Source organism: Aeromicrobium sp. S22 (assembly GCF_009661045.1).
Taxonomy (GTDB): domain Bacteria; phylum Actinomycetota; class Actinomycetes; order Propionibacteriales; family Nocardioidaceae; genus Aeromicrobium; species Aeromicrobium yanjiei.
The window spans coordinates 291,840-310,012 of the sequence record NZ_WJWV01000002.1; the positions used below are offsets into that span (position 1 = coordinate 291,840).

Genomic DNA, 18,173 nt, shown 5'->3' on the forward strand with positions numbered 1-18,173 from the left:
GGTGATGAGGGCCAACCCGCGACGCCCATAGCGTCGTCGGACAAGGACCCCCAGCGGAAGGTACCGAGATGGCCACGCACAAAGACGCACATCCACCTGCCTCCGGCAGATCTGTACCCGGCCGCACGTTCATCAGCTGGACCTCGATGGCGATCCTCATCGCCACTGCGGTGGCGAGCGTGCGCGGGCTTCCCGCGATGGCCGCGTATGGCTGGGCATCGATCTTCCTGTACGTCCTGCCTGCCATCTTGTTCATGGTGCCGGTCGCCCTCGTGGCAGCAGAGCTGGCCAGCGGTTGGAAGGGCGGCGTGTTCGTCTGGGTCAAGGAGGCCTTCGGCGACAGGCTCGGATTCTTTGCCATCTGGCAGCAGTGGATGCAGAACGTTGCGTGGTATCCGGCGCAGCTGGCGTTCTTCGCCTCCGCACTCGCCTACGTGTTCGACCCGAAGCTCGCCAACTCTGGCCTCTTCACGGGCCTGGTCATCCTCGTCGTGTACTGGTTCTCGACCCTGATCGCGACCCGCGGGGTCGACACCTTCGCGAAGGTCAGCACCTGGGGATTCCTGGCCGGGACGATCGTGCCCGCCGCGGCGCTCATCATCTTCGCGGTCATCTTCTGGCAGGACGGCGGCACCTCGCACCTGCAGTCGATCGATGACGCGAACTGGTTCCCCAAGTTCACGGGCCTCGCCAGCATCGTGCTCATCGTCAGCAACTTCCTCTCGTACGCCGGCATGGAGATGAACGCCGTGCACGTGACGGAGATGCGCAAGCCCAGCTCAGAGTTCCCGAAGGCGATCGTCCTGTCGGTCGTCCTCATCCTGTTCGTGTTCATCCTGCCCACGCTCGCCATCTCCGTGGCGGTGCCGGGATCCAGCGTCAACCTGACCCAGGGCGTGCTCCAGGCGTTCGACGTCTTCTTCGGTCATCTCGGGATCCCCTGGGCAACCACGGTGATGGCCCTGTTGATCGTCATCGGGATCCTCGCCTCCGTGGTCAACTGGATCCCCGGCCCGAGCCGTGGACTCCTCTTGGTCGGCAAGGAGGGCTATCTCCCGCCCCGACTGCAGGGCACCAACAGCCGGGGAATGCAGGTCCCGATCATGATGGTCCAGGGCCTGATCGTGACCGTGATGGCTGTGCTGTTCGCGATCCTGCCTTCCGTACAGTCGGTCTTCTGGATCCTGACCGCGATGGCCGTGCAGCTGTACCTGCTGATGTACATGGTCATGTTCTTGGCCGCCATGAAGCTGCGGCGCACCCACCCCGACGTACCTCGCGGTTTCCGTACACCGGCGATGCCGGTGGTCGGGTGGGTCGGCTTCCTCGGCAGCCTCGCCGCCTTCTTCCTCGGCTTCGTCGAACCGTCCGGGAACGCGGACTCGACTCCCCAGGGCGTGTACATCCTGATCCTGGTGGCCGGCATCATCCTGCTCGGCATCTGGCCATTCGTCCTGTACAAGCTGCGCAGACCGGAGTGGAAGATCGACCCCTCCCCGGATCACACCCATTCCGACGACCCCGCACAGGAGGCGTGAGTCCGATGACCGTCACGCGATCTACTCCCACCCGTCTCACCTGGCTGCGCACGGCGATTCTCGCGGCGGCACTGGCTGCCGGGCTCTCAGCGTGCACGCCGTCGGGGACGGCGAGCGACCCCGGCAGCGCCCGGGCCCAGCGGCTCGCCGACGAGCTCAACGCCAACCTCGCCCGCCTCGAGCTCCCCCCTGTCGACCAGGAAACCGCCACTGCTCTCTACGGCACCGACGGCGGGGTGAGCTGCGAGAACGTGAACGAGCTCCAGCATGAGTTGTCCTTGTCCCAGTTCGGCAACAACTCCCTCAACCTTCGCCGAGTGAGGCTCGACCCCAGCATCGTCGCCTATGACGTGGCCGTGATTGCGACCTACTGCCCGGAGAAGGCCGGCTCGCTGCGAGACGTGCTCGGCGAGCTCAAGACGGACGACACCATCCCGACCTCCTAGCGAACGAGAACCACCTGCCACCTGCACCACCCCATCGCGCACCGATGCGCTGACTCGAGGAGCAAAACCTATGCTGCACAACAAGAACACGATCCGCGGGGCCATCGAGGACGACGTCTTCGCGTCGACCGACCTCTCGGTCCCGATGCCCAAGTACCGGTTCCCCACGGACGAGCACGTGGCGCGGCATGTGTACCAGGTCGTGCACGACGAGCTCATGCTTGACGGGAACTCGCGCCAGAACCTCGCGACGTTCTGCCAGACGTGGGTCGAGCCCGAGATCGACGAGCTGATGGCGTTGTCGGTCGACAAGAACATGATCGACAAAGACGAATATCCCCAGACCGCCGAGCTCGAGGCCCGCTGCGTGCACATGCTTGCCGACCTCTGGAACAGCCCGGAATCAGCAGACACGATGGGCACCTCCACCACGGGGTCGAGCGAGGCGGCGATGCTCGGCGGGATGGCCCTGTTGTGGAAGTGGCGCGAGCGCCGACGTGCCGAGGGCAAGTCCACCGACAGGCCCAACCTGGTCACCGGCCCGGTCCAGATCTGCTGGCACAAGTTCACCCGCTACTGGGACATCGAGCACCGCGAGATCCCCATGGAGGGAGATCGTCTGCTCATGAACCCCGAGGAAGTGCTCAAGCGCGTCGACGAGAACACGATCGGCGTCGTCCCAACGCTGGGTGTCACGTTCACCTGCCAGTACGAGCCCGTGGCAGACGTCGCGGCGGCGCTGGACAAGCTCCAGGAGGACACCGGACTCGACGTCCCGATGCATGTCGACGGGGCAAGTGGCGGATTCATCGCCCCGTTCGTCGAGCCGGACCTGGTCTGGGACTTCCGGCTGCCGCGCGTCAAGTCGATCAATGCCTCGGGGCACAAGTTCGGCCTGGCACCACTGGGCGTGGGGTGGGTCGTGTGGCGAGATGCCGAGGAACTGCCGGACGACTTGGTCTTCCATGTCAACTACCTCGGCGGTGACATGGCCGTGTTCGCGCTGAACTTCTCGCGCCCCGGGGGGCAGATCGTGGCGCAGTACTACAACTTCCTGCGCCTGGGCCGCGAGGGGTACCGCAAGGTGCACCAGGCGGGCTATGAGACAGCACGGTACCTCGCCGACGAGATCGCCCAGATGGGTCCGTTCGAGATGATCTACGACGGCCGCGGCGGCATCCCGGGACTCACCTGGAAGCTCAAGGAGGGCATCGACCACGGATTCAACCTGTTCGACCTGGCCGATCGGCTACGCACTCGCGGCTGGCAGGTTCCCGCGTACACGTTGCCCCCCGATCGGGAGGACCTGGCCATCCAGCGCATCCTGGTGCGTCACGACTTCAGCCGGGACATGGCCTCGCTTCTGCTCGATGACTACCGCCGGTCGCTGGCGGTACTCGACAAGCACGGACCCAAGGAGTCCCTGACGGCCGAGGAGGGAACCAGTTTCCACCACTGATGGCAGGGGTGAGCCCGGCCGGGGCCGGGCTCACCCTCCCAGCAGACCCAGCAGCGTTGCCTGACTGACTGCCTCGCCGCGCGAGGTGACTCCGAGCTTGCGATACACCGCTGAGACCTCGGAGGCGACGGTGTTACGAGACACGTGGAGGCGTTGAGCGATGTCGGCGATCCGCAGGTGAGTTTGGAGATAGGGAAGGACGCGCAACTCCGCCGGGGTCAGAGCCACCCCACGGGGCGCGGTGCCGGGGGTTGCGGACGTCGTCATCTCACGGAACGCGGCGATCTCACCGACCAGCGTTCCCAGCCCTGGACGGCGTCGGAGAACATCGTCGATCTCCCGCAGAAGGACCCTGGCGCCCTCGTAGTCACCGCGGGTCCAGCACGCTCGGGCGAGCTGGAGCCGGCCCCTCGCGGCGAGGCACGGGAACACGAACGTGGACGCCGACCTGGCCCTCATGGCGCGCGCGATCTGGAGGTCGGCCTGGGTCAGGTCCGCCTGGTGCACGGCCAGTCGAGCCGCGACCGCGCGCGGCATCAGACTGATCGCACAGTTATCCAGGTGGTGCTGTTCGATCGTGCTCAGCGCGAGCTCGACGTGCTCGGATGCCTCGTCCCACCGACCGTCATCCATCGAGATGAGGGCCAGGCCCGACTCGCTGAGGGCGACCGGGACCGAGTCGCCCATCGCGAGCCCGACCCGGGTCGCGTCCTCGAACAGCATCTCGGCACGAGCTGGCTCGCCGGCGAGCAGGCGGGCCTCCGCGAGGACGCAGAGGGCAGATGGGCGCCACACGCTCCACTCCTCGTCGCCTGAGGCGAGCTCTGCGTCGGCCACCATCTGTTCGTGACCCTCGGAACACATCATAGCCCGCAGCACCGATCGGGAGGCTGCGAAGGACGCCCTCCGGTCGGTCGTCGCCAGGGAATGGAAGGCGTCGTCCGCCACCGCCGCCCACCGCAGGGCCTCGACGGTCCCGCCCTCCCACGCAGCGACCCACCCCGCCAGGACCGCCAGTGGCGGGTACGCCTCGATAGCGGGGTGGCCGAGCGTCTTCATCCACCGTTGGACTGTCGATGCGTGTCCACTCCCGTACTCGGACTGCACGAGCTCGGCGACCAGCTCGGTGCACCTGCGCTGCTCGTGAGTGCCCAGGAGGTGTTCTACGGCCGCCGCCGGTGCGTCGTGGGACTCGAACCAGTCCGCAGCCCGCAGGTGCAGCTCCTCGATCAGCTCCGGCTCGTGCCGATGAAGCTCACCGAGGAGGAACTCACGGAAGAGGGTGTGGCAGCGGTACCGCTCCCTTCGCCGGTCCAGCGGCACGAGGAACGCGCTCGACGCCTCAAGGTCTCGCAGGCGGTCCTGGGCCTCCGGCTCCCCCAGGACGGCACCGCACAGCGGGCCGTGCAACTCGTCGAGAACGGCGGTGCGGCGCAGGAATCGTTGCTCGGCCGGCTCGAGCCGCCGGAAGACCTCGCGCTCCAAGTAGTCGGAGACGTAGCGGTCCGTCCCGGTCACGCTCGGCGCCCCGTCCTCCTCCTCACGCGCAACGAGAGCCGCCAGCTGAAGCCCTGCCGGCCAGCCCTCGGTCCGTTCGACGACCTCATGTGCCCGGCGGAGATCGATCGAGATGCCGGCCGTGGCGAAGATCCGCTCTGCCGCAGCCGCGTCGAGGGTGAGATCCCGGGCTGCGAGCTCGACCACGCCTCCTGCCACGCGCAGACCAGCAAGGTGCGGTTGTTCGTGCCGGCTGGCCGTCACCACTTGGCAGCCCATGGGAATTGCGGCCAGCACGACGCCCAGGACGTCGTGGCATTCGGGCGACCTGAGCTCGTGCAGGTCATCGATCAGGAGGACGAACGGTGCCGACGCCTGTTGGAAGGCCGCCGCGAGACGCAGGGTGCCGGACCTCAGCGCTGCGGCGCCCACGCCGCTGATGGCGGCGGCGAGACCACTGTGCGCCGGGACCGCTCGCTCGAATGCCGACGCGAGCAAGAAGAGCAGCGTGCTCGGATGGTCGTCGATCGCATCGAGCGAGATCCACCCGACCTTCCGACGCTCGACGTGGGCCCGCTCGATCAACAGCGTGGACTTCCCGTAGCCTGCCGGCGCGGTGACGCCGACAGTGGCTGCCTCGGCGTCCCACCTCGCGTCCGTCAGCGCCGCACGGGTCACGAGACCGGGACGACGTCCTGGAACTGAGAGCTTGACGTCAAGGAGGACCGCATCCAGCCCCATGTCGCCGCCGAGCGCAACAGGCATCGTTGATCCCCCTGTGATGTGAGCAGGACCTCGAACGTATGCGTGCCTGCGCTCGCCCCGAAGAGGACAGCGACCCCGTGCGCGGGGACCATGTTCCCTGGGTTCACTCGTCGGTGTCGACCCCGCCGGCATCCTCGTTGCACTCGATCTGCGTGGCTCCTCGCCCGGGAAGGCAAGGACGTCGTGCTGCGGCAGGTCGAACCCGTCCAGGTCGAACGACAGTGCCGAGCGCAACCACCTCCTGCCATCCGTCCCGGTGAAGACGTAGCCCGAGGTGCCCCGGTCCACCCCCGTCTCGGACACCCCCACGGTGTACATGCACTCGTCGAACTGATGGAAGTCCTCGATCGGGCTCTGCAGGTCCGCGACGTCCTCGCGGACGTCCTGCAGGTCCTCCTTGAGGTTGGCGATGCGTCGGTCGAGCCTCGATCCCTTCTTCTTGGCAGCGGCGGTCGACCCGGCCACCGCGACACGGTCGGCCGACTCCCCCGGGTCGCGGTCGCAGCCTGCGGCTCCCCTCGTGAACGGGAGCGCGGCGCCCTTGAAGGCGAGCAGCTGGTAGTCGGGGTCGTCCCAGCTCGAGTGGTCGATGCCGATCGCGGGGAGATGGCCCCGTTGCGTGGGGGTCTCGTAGCGGAAGCCCATGTCTTGCGCCGCGTCACCGCGCTGGGTGGTGGGCAGCCACTCCAGGCACGACTCCCACTCGTCCCATCGGTCGAACGCCGTCTCGTCACGGCGGACACGCTGCTCGAGCCGGTCGACCGCGCGACGCAGCGCGGCCACCCGCCGCGTGGCCTGCCGGGTCGTGAGCGTCCGGACCTTCGCGCTCGGCGGGCTGGTGACCCGGCGGGCCGCATCTGCGGTTCCACCCGTTCGGGTCGGGGCGCTGCGGCAGGACCCGGTCCGCCTGAACGTCAGCAAGGTCCACATCGGTCGTCCCGCTCCGCGGTGGACGGTCAGGGCACGCCGGTTGCTCTCCCCCGTCCCGTCGCGCGCGTCGAGGGCGAAGCCCGATCCGCGGGCCGGGTCGCCGGCCTCATCGACGCCGACGCTGCTCACGCAGCGCAGCCAGGTTGCGAGGTTGCGGGCGGCGCGGTCCCTGGACGCGATCGCGGGGTTCGTGGCCCGCACTGCTGCCTCCAGCCTCAGGATCTGGCGGGTCCGACGTGCCTTCCTGCGCGACGTCGGCGTGCTTCGGGTCGTCGCCCGGCCCGCCTCTGCCAGCGACACCTGCTGGCTCGCACCGGCGTCGCCGCGCACGACGGCGGTGCCCGCCATGGGATCGGCATCGAGGTGGGGCGCTCCCCCGGCCAGGACGACGCCGAGCAGCAGGACCAACCCCGTCCGGCCCCTCATCGATCGGACCCGGGCTCAGCGGCGCCCACGTCGCACGCCGTGCCCTGCGGCCGTACGCGCCCTGCTCCGTCCATCGAGGCTGCCGCACGCCAGTCGACGTGCTGGCTCAACAGGAAGTCGGGTGCCTCGGGGGCAGCGATGACCGGGTGGCAGTCCGCCTCCGGGATCACGTCGAGCACCGGGCTGCCCGGTCGCGGCACGAGCATCCGGCTGTCCGGGTCCAGCTCCAGGCCGTCGATCTGGAGGTCACCGACACCGACCACGTTCGTGGGATCGTCCAGCTTGCAGCTCTGGTCGGTGACGACGTTGTAGGTCGAGCCCGTCGTTTCGCCGCTCACGCAGTTCCGGGTCGTCGGCACCATGCCGCCGCGCGTGCCGGCTGGACCGATGATGCTCCCGAACATCACCAGGCCGTGCCCGGAGGCAAGGTTCGCAGCCGAGCTGGCCGAGTTGGACGACACGGTCGAGCTGACCACGGAGAGGCGTCCCGCTGCGAGCACGCCGCCGCCCTGGCCCTCCGCGTAGTTGTCCGCCACCGTCGAGCCCACCAGGGTCATGTCGCCCCGGCTCCAGACCGCTCCTCCCACGTGGGCGCTCGCGAAGTTCCGCGCCAGGGTGGTGTTCACCAGCAGCACGTCGGCCTCGCCCGAGATCGCCCCGCCCCGGTCGTCGGCGCGGTTGCCGATGAGGGTGGAGCCGTAGATCGCCACGTCCCCGTCGAGGGTGAAGATCGCCCCGCCGGGTCCGTCGGCGTCGCTGCCGTCGACGGTGGAGTCGACGACCGTCACGTCGCCGTCCTCGTCGGTGTAGATCGCCCCGCCGTCACCGTCGGTGGTGTTGCCGTCGACGTGCGACCGCACCACGACGACGTCGCCGGTGGAGCCGATCGCGCCTCCCGAGCCGTCCACCAGGTTGTTGCTGAGGGTCGAGTCGTAGACCCTGACCCCTCCTCGCCTGGCGTAGACGGCCCCGCCGTCGTCGTTGGCGAGGTTGCCCGTCATCACCGAGTCGACGATCGTGGCACCGCGCATCGAGAAGATCCCACCGCCGGGCTCCTCGGCGAGGTTCTGCCGGATCACGCTGCTCTCGACCCTGATCTCGCCCCGGGTCGTGACGGCTGCTCCAGGACCGTCGGAGCCGCCTCGGCTGAGGGTGAGACCCCGCAGCAGGATGTAACCCGTGCCGTCCTGACGCAGCAGCCGCTGCTCGAAGCAGGTCTGCCGGATCGAGTGGTCGTTCCCCTCGACGAGCACCGGGTACGCGGTCTCGCGGATCGGGTCACCGGCCTCGCAGTCGCGCAGGACGATGTTCGCGCCGATCTCGAGCTTCGTGCGGCGAGGGTCGGCCCACGCAGCTCGCAGCTGCGTCTCCGTGGTGATGACGTCGGCACCTGCGACAACGTCGGCGACGCCTGCCGACGCTGCCGGTCCGGGGGCCGTCGCGATGACGGCGGTGACGACCAGTGCGGACAGCAACGGGCCGGCCAGCCTCCTCATGGTCGGCACGGTAGCCCGCCACCGTCAAAGATGCGTGAAACGCGCGGCGTGCGTCAGGCCTGCAGTGCGGCACGCACAAAGGCCGAGATCAGGTCGCCGTCCTTGCGCCCGGGCGCCGTCTCGACGCCGCTGGAGACGTCGACGCCCCACGGCTGCACCGCGCGCACCGCGTCGGCCACGTTGCCGGGCGTGAGCCCGCCGGCCAGCAGCCACGTGCCGGCCGGCGCGTCGGCGGCCAGGGACGAGGAGTCCCAACGCTCGCCCGAACCGGGGCTCGGGGAGTCCAGCAGCAGGATCTCCTCGCCGTGCGCGCCGACCTGCAGGGACGGGGCCGTGGCCAGCGACGTCGCTCGCCAGACGCGGGGCAACACCGACAGCGCCGCGACGAAGTCGGCGCGACCATAGGCGGGGCCGTGCAGCTGGAGAATGTCGAAGCCGAGCCGGCGGGCGGTCTGCGCGGCCTCGGCAGCCGGCATGTCGTTGACGACGAGCACCGTGTCGACCCGCCCAGCCGTAGCGGAGACGACGGCGGCCGCCTCCGTCTCGGTCGCTCGTCGCGAGCTGGTCTCGTTCATCACGACGCCGACCGCGCGCGCACCGGCCTCGACGGCGACGTCCACGTGCTCGGGCTCACGCAGGCCGCAGATCTTCACGTACATGCCCGCATCCTCTCGCACGACCGTGGCGCTACGGTGGCGGCATGGGTGCGAGCCGGTGGGTCACGAAGGTCGAGCGGTTCCTGGAGTCGACGCCCCTCCTCTCACCTCGCTCGGCACCCACGACGTTTCGGATCGAGTCGTACGGCGGGCACGGCGGTCCCGCCGGCGTGGTCGTGCGGGGACGCGTCCTGGACAATCCGCCGCCGACCCGGGCGGCCGAGGGCGAGGGCGTCGGCGCCGCGGTGCGCCGCGGCGTCCAGAACTTCATGACCCGGGAGCTGCCAGGGGTCCCGCTCCGGGTCGAGGTCGGCGGGACGCAGATCCGGACCGTCTCGGACGAGGACGGCTACTTCCTCGTCACGGTCCCCGTCGCCTCCCCCCTTCCGTCGCCGTGGGCCGCCGGGACGGTCTCGCTCGACGGGGAGTACCGAGGCTTCCTCCCCGGACCGGGCACCAGCACCACGGTCGACGTCCGTGTCCCGGGTCCGTCCGCCCGCCTGGGGATCCTGTCCGACGTGGACGACACCGTCATCAAGACCGGGGTGCAGCGGGTCGGCCAGATGGTCCTGCACACGCTCGCGGGCTCGGAGCTCACCCGTGAGGCGTTCCCGGGGGCTGCGGCGCTCTACCGCGATCTCGCGGCCGGCGACACGAATCCGGTCTTCTACGTCTCGTCGAGCCCCTGGAACCTGCACACGTTCCTGACCGCGTTCCTCGAGCACCACGAGTTCCCCCGCGGCCCCCTGCTGCTGCGCGACCTCCTCGGCACCCGCGCCGGCAGGGAGGACAAGCACGGGCGCATCCGCGAGATCCTGGACCTGCACCCGGACCTGCAGTTCGTGCTGATCGGCGACTCCGGCGAGAAGGACCCCGCGATCTACGCCGACATCGTTCGCTCGTACCCCGGCAGGATCCTCGCGGTGTACATCCGCGAGGTCCGTCTCGACCCGGGTGACGGCACGGTGGAGCAGATCGCGCAGGACTGGGCGCCGGATGTGCCGTTCGTGCTGGCCGCCGACAGCTCGGCGGTTCGCCGGCATGCGGAGAGCGTGGGCCTGCTATGAAAACAAGACCCCCACACCGGCGAGAGTGTGAAGGTCTTGCGAGTCCGATGCTACACCGCGCCTGCTGAGACGAGCAGGTCGGTCGCGTGCAGGCTCACCGTGACGCTGCTCCCGACGCGAAGACCTGGAGCGCTCGACGCCGGCACCTGCACGAGCAGCTCGGTCCCGTCCGGACGGCCGACCGTGATCCTCGAGTACGAGCCGAGGAAGCTCAGGTGCGCGACGACCCCGTCCCCCGCGTCGGCGGCGTCGGTGACCGACAGCTGCTCGGGGCGTACGAGCGCGACACCCGGCCCGTCGGTGATCGAGCCGGGCAGGGTCGTGATCGACCGGCCGAGCACCTCGGCACCGCCGTCCCGCACCTGGCAGGGCACCCGGTTCATGAGGCCCACGAAGGAGGCGACGAACGTGCTGGCGGGGCGGGAGTAGAGCGCCTCGGGCGCATCGAGCTGCTCGAGCCGCCCGTCGCTCATGACACCGACCCGATCGGCGATCGCCAGCGCCTCCTCCTGGTCGTGGGTGACGAACAGCGTGGTCGTGCCGACCTCCAGCTGCACCCGCCGGATCTCGTCGCGCAGCTGCGCCCGCACCTTGGCGTCGAGCGCAGACAGCGGCTCGTCCAGCAGCAGGACCGATGGCTCGATCGCGAGGGCACGCGCCAGGGCGACCCGCTGCTGCTGACCGCCGGACATCTGGGCGGCGTACTTGTTCGTGTGGGCGGACAGCCCCACGAGCTCGAGGACCTCTGATGCGCGGGCGCGCCTTCCTCGGGCGTCGCGTCCGCGCAGCTTGAGCCCGAACTCGACGTTCTGCTGGGCCGTCATGTGCGGGAACAGGCTGTACGCCTGGAACACCATGCCCATGTCGCGCTTGCTGGCCGGCACGTCCGTCACGTCGTCGTCGCCGACCACGACCCGTCCGCTGTCGGGCTCGTCGAGGCCCGCCACGATGCGCAGCGCCGTCGTCTTGCCGCACCCCGAGGGGCCCAGCAACGCGACCAGTTCGCCCGGGGCGAGAGTGAGGGACAGGCCGTCGAGAGCGGTCACGCCCCCGAAGCTGCGCCTCAAGTCCTCCAGGCGGATCTCGAGACCTTCACGCGTGGCCGTCGTCGGGGCGGTCATGGCTCAGCCTTCTTTCGTGGATGGTTGAGGCGCCGGCGCGATGTCGATCGTCGCGCGGCGCGCGGTCCGACGTCGTCCGACGAAGGACAGCAGGATGAGGATCACGAATGCGAAGACCAACGAGGCGAGGGAGGCCGCGACGGAGGTCTGGCTGTCGCTCTTGCCCAACAGGTTGATCACGACCTGCAGGTTCGTGTAGTTGAGCAGCGAGGCCAGGGTGAACTCGCCGAGCACGAGGGCCACCGAGATGAAAGCCGCCGAGAGCAGCGCGGCGCCGATGTTGGGCACGATGATCCTGGCGATCACGGTGAACCAGCCGGCTCCGAGGCTGCGGGCAGCCTCGGACAGGGTGACCACGTCGATCGAGGCCAGTCCAGCGTCGATCGCCCGGTAGGCATAGGGCAGCACGAGCACGACGTACGCGAAGGTCAGCGTCAGGCTCGTGTCGCCGAAGAAGTAGGCGACCCACGCATAGACGCCCTTGAGCCCGACCACCAGCACGATCGCGGGGATCGTCAGGGGCAGCAGGCACAAGAACTCCACGACCCGTGACATCGACCTGACCCGCAGGCGCACCCAGATCATGGTCGGCACGAGAAGCACGAGCATCAGCACGACGGTCAGGAACGCGAGCTCGAGCGAGGTGATGATCGCGCTGCGCAGATCCGGATCCTGGCCCAGCTGCTTCCAGTAGTCGAGCGTCCGCCCGCCGCCGGGCACCCGGATGCTGTAGGCGGCCATCGAGGCGAGCGGCACGAGGAAGAACAGCCCCAGCACCGTGAACACCGTGATGCGGAACGCCTGGAGCCGGCGGCGGGCACGGGTGCGGTTGACGCTCATGTCAGCCACCTCGAGGTCCGCCGCAGCAGCAGGGCGTACAGCGTCATGACGATCACGACGACGACGATCATGTCGAGCGCCAGGGCGAACGCCAGATGGCTCTGACCGAGGACGATCTCACTGGTGAGGGCGTTGCGGATCAGCAGGGGCAGGATCGGGCTCCCCTGGCTCACGAGCGCCGCGGCGGTCGCGTACGCCGCGAAGGCGTTCGCGAACAGGAGCAGCATCGAGCCGAGGAACGCCGGCAGGAGCAGCGGACCGGCGATGTACCGCCAGAACTGCCAGGTGGAGGCGCCGAGGCTCTCCGCGGCCTCGCGCCACTGCACCCGCATGCCGTCCAACGACGGCAGGAAGACGATCACCATCAGCGGGATCTGGAAGTACGTGTAGACCAGCGTCAGACCCTTGAGGCCGAACAGCCACCCGCTGCCGAACAGGTCGATGCCGAGCAGGTCGCGACCGGCCTCGGTCACCACACCGGAGAATCCGAGCGTGGCGATGAAGGCGAACGCGAGCGTGACGCCGCCGAACTGCGCGAGGACGCCGCACGCACTGGTCACCGATCGCCTCAGCAGGCCGTCCGGGTTGCCGGTCACCACCGCGTACGCGAGCAACGCACCCAGCACGGCACCGATCACCGCGCTCTCGGCCGACAGCACGACGCTGTGCCACAGGGTGCGCAGCACGACGTCGTCGCCGAGGGCCTTGATGTTGGACAGGCTCGCACGGTCGTTCTCCACGAACGCCCCGACGACGACCGCGACGGTCGGGATCAGGAGGAAGATCGTGAGGTAGCCGAAGAACGGCACCAGGCCCAGCAAGGGGGCCAGGCGCCGGGCCCTCCGGCTCACCGCCACGGAGTCGACGGACTCATCAGCCGGCGACCTTCGACCAGTTCTTGGACAGGTAGGCCGCGGCCGTCTTGGTCTGCTCCTCGGTCGGCAGGACCGGATCGCCCTGCACCGCAGGCAGCTTGTCGTAGAGCGCCTCGTCCAGCGTGCCGTCGGCCTTCATCGCATCGGCACGCACCGGACGGGCGCCGCCACCGAGATAGAGGTTCTGGCCCTCGTCGGAGTACAGGAACTCCTGCCACAGCCGGGCCGCCGCAGGATGCGGAGCGTCCTTGTTGATCGCCTGGTAGTAGTAGCCACCCACTGCCGCGCCCTCGGGCACGACGACCTTCCACGACGGGAGCTTGGCCGTCTCGGCAGCGTTCGTGTAGTCCCAGTCGATCACGACGGGGGTCTGCCCGGACTCGATCGTCGCGGGGGTCGGGTCGACGGGCAGGAAGTTGCCCGCCTTCTTGAGCTTCTCGAAGAAGTCGACTCCGGGGGCGACGTCGTCGGCCGAGCCACCGTTGGCCACCGCAGCCATGACGACACCGCTGAACGCGGCACCGGCCTGGGTCGGGTCGCCGTTGAGCGCGACCTTGCCCTTGTACTTCGCGCCGAGCAGATCGTCCAGACTCGTGACCTCGGGAACCTTGTCAGTGTCGAACCCGATCGACATGAATCCTCCGTAGTCGTTGACCCAGGTGCCGTCGGGATCCTTGAAGTCCTCGGGGATCGAGTCGAACGTCGCGACCTTGTAGGGCGCGAACATCGCGGTGTTCGCCAGGGCGACGGACTGGCCGAGGTCGAACACGTCCGGGGCCCGCTTGGTGCCCTTGAGCGTGTTGGCTGCGTTGATCTCGTCCTGGCTCGCGGCGTCGGGCTGGGCGGAATTGATCTTGATGTCGTACTTGGACTCGAACGCGTCGATGATCTTGCCGTAGTTGGCCCACGTCGGAGGCAGCGCGATGACGTTGAGCTGACCCTCCTTCTGGGCGGCCTTGACGAGCGCGTCCATGCCGCCGACGTCCTTGGCCGACGTGGCGCTCGCGGCCTTCGAGGTGCTGTCGGAGTCCTTGTCCGGCGGACCGCCGCACGCTGCCGCACCGAGGCTCATCGCGGCGATCGAGATGATGAGGGTGGCGGACTTGATGGATCGCTTCACTGCAGTCTCCCGTTCTCGCCCCCGGTCGGGGACGGGCACATGGTGGCGCTCCAAGACATCCGGAACGGACACGATGTCTGTCCGTGAAGTGAACCACACGTGGCCGGTGGGAGATGGTCGCCGCGCGCGTCGGCCGATGAGTCTCAGAACCTGTCGGTGCCCCGGATCGGCCGCGGGCGGCCGTCGGGATCGTGCAGGACGCGGTACGGGACGGCCGCGAGGGCGCGCTTGACCACGCCCAGGTGCGGCGGAGCGAGGCGGCGGAGTCGACCGTCCGGCCGGTCCCCCGCCCGTCCGCCCGCGTGCCAGTCGTCGAGGTCGGCTGCGGCTCGGGCGTACGCCGCGAACATGGTGGCCGGATCCGCGCAGTCCTGCACGTCCTCGCGGTCGAGGTGCTCCGCAGCGAGCGTGAGGCGCAGGTCGCGCGGGAACGATCCGTCCTCCGCGAGGTCGATCACGGCGGCCGACAGCTCGGAGTCGTGGGTCCACGAGCGGCGGTTGAAGTTGTCCGAGCCGATCGTCGCCCAGGTGTCGTCGACGATGCACGTCTTGGCGTGGACGTACACCGGCGTGCCCGCGTGGTTCTCGATGCCGTACACCGCGACCCGGTCCGGCGCGGCCTCCATCATCTCGAGCATCGCCCGCCGTCGGCCGAGGAGCTGGGCCGTCCGGGAGAAGCCCTTCTTGTCCGGATGGATCGGGACGACCACGATGACGTGCAGGTCCTGGTGCTCGCGCAACGCCTTGGTGAACACGTCGCCGATGCGGGTCCCCCACAGGTACTGGTCCTCGACGTAGACCAGCCGTCGCGCCTTGGCGATGACCTTGCTGTATCCGCGGGCCACGCTCCGCTCTCCGCCGTGCGCGAAGTCGTAGTCGCGATCCAGGCGCAGGTCCGGGTAGGTCCGCAGCAGCTGGACCGCATGCGTGCCGCCCTCCACCTCGGGCGGGGCGGGCTGCTGGTCGGGCAGGGGGTCCGGGCTGCGGTCCAGCCGCCGCACCACGTCGGCGAGCAGGTTGATCGGGCTGCGGCTCAGTGGGGTCGGGTCCAGCCACCGTTCACGGAACACCGTCTCGACGTCGCGGACGGCCGGTCCGGAGATCGCGGCCTGGATGTCGTGCCACGGCGGGGTGGGACCGTACTCCTCGGCCATCTCCAGCGCCTGCGGGTCTCCCCCGTGCTCGGCGTTGTCGCGCCGTGAGTGGCACAGGTCGATGCCGCCGACGTACGCGATGTCGCGCGTCGGGTCGTCGCGGTGCCGGATGACGACCATCTTCTGGTGGTGGGAGCCGCCCAGCCTGACCCTCATGTCGAGCAGGGCCTCGGCTCCCCTGTCCTGCAGGGCCTTGCCGAGACGCCGGTTCTCACCCGAGGAGAAGCCCAACGCCTCGGAGTGTGAGCGCCACACCAGACCGCGCACGTCGACTCCTCGCTCGTCGGCCCGGCCGAGGACCTCGACGACCTCGCTGCCCGGCTCACCGGTCAGGCGCTCGTCGGCATCGCCTTGCCAGTCGGTGAAGTAGATGAGATCGCCCTCGCGCGTGGCCTCGATGCGCTCGAACAGCTCGGCGAAGTACGTCTCACCGTGCACGAGGGGGCGGACCCGGTTGCCGGTCGACCAGGCCTGGTCAGCCGGGTGGCCCTCGTCGATCCGGGTGCGGGGGTTGCCGCGCTCGGCGACGGTGAGGAACCAGGACAGCTTGTCGGAGGACGGCACACACCACTTTTGCACGGATACCGCACCGGCGAGAGCCGCGACCGTCGAGGACGGTCGCGGCTCCCTCCCTGCGCGGGATCGGATGCGATCCCGGTGCTGCCTAGAACCTCGCGAACGGTCGCGGCGTCGCGTAGCCGAAGGTGGCGTTCTCGGCGAAGGCGTCGACACCGAACGTGGTGTTGAGCGCTCCGGCCGCGGTGTCCGTCAGCGTCAGACGCACCAGGCCGAGATCGCCCCGGTCCGAGCCCTTGATCTTGAACAGGTCGACCCGTCCGACGTTGCCGACAGTGCCGTTGACGACACCGCTGACCCGACCCCGGGCGAGGTCGATGTTGAAGTCGGAGAGGGAGATCGTCGCCGTGCCGGCGGTCAGGCTGATGCCGCCGGTGTGCCTGATCTGCAGGCCGCGCAGCCGGTAGCTGGTGATGGGGAACTTGGCCGCGAGCGTGCCCTTGAAGGCGGACGCCTTGGCGCCGTTGAGGGGGGCCGGGGTGATCCCCGCGGACGTGACCAGGTCGTAGACCGGCGGCGCGACGACCACCTGGGTGTAGCCCAGACGTGCGTGGGACTGCGAGTGGCGCGTGCTGTGCGCGGACGCCGACGTGCTGGTCGTGGCGACCAGGCCAGTGACGGTCATCAGTGCCACCGCTACCGCTGCAAGAGCTCGTTTCATGACTGTTCCTCCCAGTTCGGCCGGTGAGTCCGACCGTTGCCCCGTACTTCGTCCTAGGGGCCCTGATCGGATGCACGATCGTCGAACTGGTATCCGCCGCGCAGGACCGACGTCACCGAGTGCCCGGGATCGCCGTCGTCGGCCTCGAGACTCACGTCGACCGCGCTGTACGCCGCCAGGGTCGTGTCGGACACGTCGAACGAGCCACCGTCCGGCCCCAGCTGACCCAGGGGCAGCATCTTCTGGGTGCGGGGATCGAGCAACCAGGCGTAGTAGAAGTGTCCGGTGGCAGCCGGTGGGAGGTCGGTGGCGCTGATCCTCATCGACGTGCGCCCGGCCCGCCCCTGGTACACCTCGGCCTCGCCGCTCACCGCCGCGTCGCCGTCCGCGACAGGGAGCAACGAGGCGCTCGCCAGCGTCCGCGGAGCGCTCGTCGGTGGGACCGACGGGTCGTCGCCGAGCACCGACAGCGCGAGCCCGCCGGCCGCGGCACAGAGGACGGCGGCGGCCGCGACGAGGACTCCGACCCTGCGCGGTCGAGCGCGTGGCTGCACCATCGGCGGCAACGCACCGTGCTCCTGGGCCCCGGCAGGGTCCGGAGACAGCGTCCGCGAGCTGCGGGTCAGGAGGGCGTGCCCGACAGCGGTCTCGGCGAGCTCACGGCGGCACGGATCGCACCGCCTGAGGTGTGATCCTGCGGCGGTGGCGTCGCGGTTGGGGAGCTCTCCGGTGATGAGCCCGAACAGGTCCGGGTGGTCGTCAACGTTCATGATGGCCTTCGTCGATGTCGGTCTCGTCCGTGATGAGGCCGGCGAGACGATGGGTGCCGCGCGAGGCGCGAGCCTTCACCGTCCCGAGCGGGACGTCGAGATGGGTCGCGATCTCGCGCTGCGTCAGGTCCTCGTAGTAGGCCAGCTGGAGGACCGTCCGTTCATGATCAGGAAGACGAGCGAGAGCCGCCCGCACCTCCGCCGCATCCGCGTACCTCGCGGCCGTCTCGCGCCCATCCTCGCCGATCAGCCCGCGCACCGTGTCGACATCGACGACCGTGGCGCGGCGGCGGCGGACCGTGTCCACGGCACGGTGGTGGGCGATCGTGAACAACCAGCTGCTGAAGCGCTGCTCGGGCTCGTACCTCCCCGCGCTTCGCCACACGTCCAGGAAGGTCCGCTGCAGCACGTCCTCGGCTTCGTCCGGGCCCACGTACCGGCGCAGGTACGTCAGCAGCGCCGGGCCGTACGCCGCGTAGATGTCCTCGAGGGCGCACTCGTCCTGGCGGGCGAGCCGCACACCGAGTGCCTGACCGGGGTCCACACTCGTGTTTCGGCGCCCGAGGCCGTTCGGATTGGCCGGATGGCCCGGAATCCTCACACGCGGGCCCACGAGGTGAGGTCGGTGCCGCCGGCACATGGTTTGAACCGGCGGCACCTCGGGGCGTCGTCATTTCCTAGGTGCAACTCGACCCGTGCCTGTGCACTACCCCGCTGAGGCGCCCCGAACCGGTCGAGCTCAGACACCCGGTCACACGCGGCCGATATGCTGAGCT

Annotated in this window: 15 protein-coding genes; 4 read left to right on the forward strand and 11 right to left on the reverse strand. The window is 69.3% G+C overall.

Annotated features, from left to right (window positions below):
• The first annotated feature begins 68 nt into the window (after positions 1-68).
• The 3 genes from GEV27_RS10105 to GEV27_RS10115 all read left to right on the forward strand — a co-directional run bounded on the left by GEV27_RS10105 (position 69) and on the right by GEV27_RS10115 (position 3,443).
• Entirely contained in the window at positions 69-1,538 is a 1,470-nt protein-coding gene (locus tag GEV27_RS10105; RefSeq protein WP_153652653.1) for an APC family permease, read from the forward strand.
• A gap of 5 nt (positions 1,539-1,543) precedes the next feature.
• Positions 1,544-1,984 carry a hypothetical protein gene (locus GEV27_RS10110; protein ID WP_153652652.1) on the forward strand — a complete coding sequence of 147 codons (441 nt, stop codon included), beginning with the start codon at positions 1,544-1,546 and terminating at the stop codon, positions 1,982-1,984.
• A 70-nt stretch (positions 1,985-2,054) separates the two neighbouring features.
• Positions 2,055-3,443 carry a glutamate decarboxylase gene (locus tag GEV27_RS10115; protein WP_153934184.1) on the forward strand — a complete coding sequence of 463 codons (1,389 nt, stop codon included), beginning with the start codon at positions 2,055-2,057 and terminating at the stop codon, positions 3,441-3,443.
• A gap of 30 nt (positions 3,444-3,473) precedes the next feature.
• Here the strand turns inward: GEV27_RS10115 and GEV27_RS17805 are convergent, their stop codons facing one another.
• Genes GEV27_RS17805 through GEV27_RS10130 form a run of 3 tightly spaced genes read right to left on the reverse strand, consistent with a single transcriptional unit; the run spans position 3,474 to position 9,216 of the window.
• On the reverse strand, positions 3,474-7,061 hold the full coding sequence (locus GEV27_RS17805) for a LuxR family transcriptional regulator (protein WP_228765146.1): 3,588 nt from the start codon (positions 7,059-7,061) through the stop codon (positions 3,474-3,476).
• A complete protein-coding gene (locus tag GEV27_RS10125; protein ID WP_153911330.1) occupies positions 7,058-8,557 on the reverse strand; it encodes a hypothetical protein in 1,500 nt (499 codons plus the stop codon). Before GEV27_RS10125 ends, GEV27_RS17805 begins: the two co-directional genes overlap by 4 nt.
• Before the next feature lie 53 nt (positions 8,558-8,610).
• Positions 8,611-9,216, reverse strand: a complete 606-nt coding sequence (locus tag GEV27_RS10130; RefSeq protein ID WP_153911331.1) for a phosphoribosylanthranilate isomerase — start codon at positions 9,214-9,216, stop codon at positions 8,611-8,613.
• A gap of 41 nt (positions 9,217-9,257) precedes the next feature.
• Here GEV27_RS10130 and GEV27_RS10135 point away from each other — a divergent pair, with 41 nt between their 5' ends.
• Positions 9,258-10,280 carry an App1 family protein gene (locus GEV27_RS10135; protein ID WP_153911332.1) on the forward strand — a complete coding sequence of 341 codons (1,023 nt, stop codon included), beginning with the start codon at positions 9,258-9,260 and terminating at the stop codon, positions 10,278-10,280.
• A gap of 50 nt (positions 10,281-10,330) precedes the next feature.
• Here the strand turns inward: GEV27_RS10135 and GEV27_RS10140 are convergent, their stop codons facing one another.
• The 8 genes from GEV27_RS10140 to GEV27_RS10175 form a co-directional block, all read right to left on the reverse strand.
• Entirely contained in the window at positions 10,331-11,401 is a 1,071-nt protein-coding gene (locus GEV27_RS10140; protein WP_153934185.1) for an ABC transporter ATP-binding protein, read from the reverse strand.
• A 3-nt stretch (positions 11,402-11,404) separates the two neighbouring features.
• Positions 11,405-12,241, reverse strand: a complete 837-nt coding sequence (locus GEV27_RS10145; RefSeq protein WP_153652644.1) for an ABC transporter permease — start codon at positions 12,239-12,241, stop codon at positions 11,405-11,407.
• A complete protein-coding gene (locus tag GEV27_RS10150; protein ID WP_309222157.1) occupies positions 12,238-13,092 on the reverse strand; it encodes an ABC transporter permease subunit in 855 nt (284 codons plus the stop codon). Before GEV27_RS10150 ends, GEV27_RS10145 begins: the two co-directional genes overlap by 4 nt.
• A 22-nt stretch (positions 13,093-13,114) precedes the next feature.
• Positions 13,115-14,236 (reverse strand): ABC transporter substrate-binding protein, encoded by a 1,122-nt coding sequence (locus GEV27_RS10155; protein WP_243839031.1) that lies wholly within the window; start codon positions 14,234-14,236, stop codon positions 13,115-13,117.
• A gap of 143 nt (positions 14,237-14,379) precedes the next feature.
• Positions 14,380-15,954, reverse strand: a complete 1,575-nt coding sequence (locus GEV27_RS10160; protein WP_309222158.1) for a phospholipase D family protein — start codon at positions 15,952-15,954, stop codon at positions 14,380-14,382.
• A gap of 100 nt (positions 15,955-16,054) precedes the next feature.
• On the reverse strand, positions 16,055-16,591 hold the full coding sequence (locus GEV27_RS10165; RefSeq protein ID WP_153934186.1) for a hypothetical protein: 537 nt from the start codon (positions 16,589-16,591) through the stop codon (positions 16,055-16,057).
• Between the two features lie 89 nt (positions 16,592-16,680).
• On the reverse strand, positions 16,681-17,397 hold the full coding sequence (locus GEV27_RS10170) for an anti-sigma factor (RefSeq protein ID WP_153934187.1): 717 nt from the start codon (positions 17,395-17,397) through the stop codon (positions 16,681-16,683).
• On the reverse strand, positions 17,387-17,917 hold the full coding sequence (locus GEV27_RS10175) for an RNA polymerase sigma factor (RefSeq protein ID WP_208430826.1): 531 nt from the start codon (positions 17,915-17,917) through the stop codon (positions 17,387-17,389). Before GEV27_RS10175 ends, GEV27_RS10170 begins: the two co-directional genes overlap by 11 nt.
• Positions 17,918-18,173 lie beyond the last annotated feature (256 nt).

Coding starts and splice junctions, on each gene's coding strand:
- GEV27_RS10105 (WP_153652653.1), top strand. CDS start 69: ATGGCCACGCACAAAGACGCACATCCACCTGCCTCCGGCAGATCTGTA.
- GEV27_RS17805 (WP_228765146.1), bottom strand. CDS start 7,061: ATGAGGGGCCGGACGGGGTTGGTCCTGCTGCTCGGCGTCGTCCTGGCC.
- GEV27_RS10125 (WP_153911330.1), bottom strand. CDS start 8,557: ATGAGGAGGCTGGCCGGCCCGTTGCTGTCCGCACTGGTCGTCACCGCC.
- GEV27_RS10115 (WP_153934184.1), top strand. CDS start 2,055: ATGCTGCACAACAAGAACACGATCCGCGGGGCCATCGAGGACGACGTC.
- GEV27_RS10130 (WP_153911331.1), bottom strand. CDS start 9,216: ATGTACGTGAAGATCTGCGGCCTGCGTGAGCCCGAGCACGTGGACGTC.
- GEV27_RS10165 (WP_153934186.1), bottom strand. CDS start 16,591: ATGACCGTCACTGGCCTGGTCGCCACGACCAGCACGTCGGCGTCCGCG.
- GEV27_RS10110 (WP_153652652.1), top strand. CDS start 1,544: ATGACCGTCACGCGATCTACTCCCACCCGTCTCACCTGGCTGCGCACG.
- GEV27_RS10135 (WP_153911332.1), top strand. CDS start 9,258: ATGGGTGCGAGCCGGTGGGTCACGAAGGTCGAGCGGTTCCTGGAGTCG.
- GEV27_RS10140 (WP_153934185.1), bottom strand. CDS start 11,401: ATGACCGCCCCGACGACGGCCACGCGTGAAGGTCTCGAGATCCGCCTG.
- GEV27_RS10145 (WP_153652644.1), bottom strand. CDS start 12,241: ATGAGCGTCAACCGCACCCGTGCCCGCCGCCGGCTCCAGGCGTTCCGC.
- GEV27_RS10170 (WP_153934187.1), bottom strand. CDS start 17,397: ATGAACGTTGACGACCACCCGGACCTGTTCGGGCTCATCACCGGAGAG.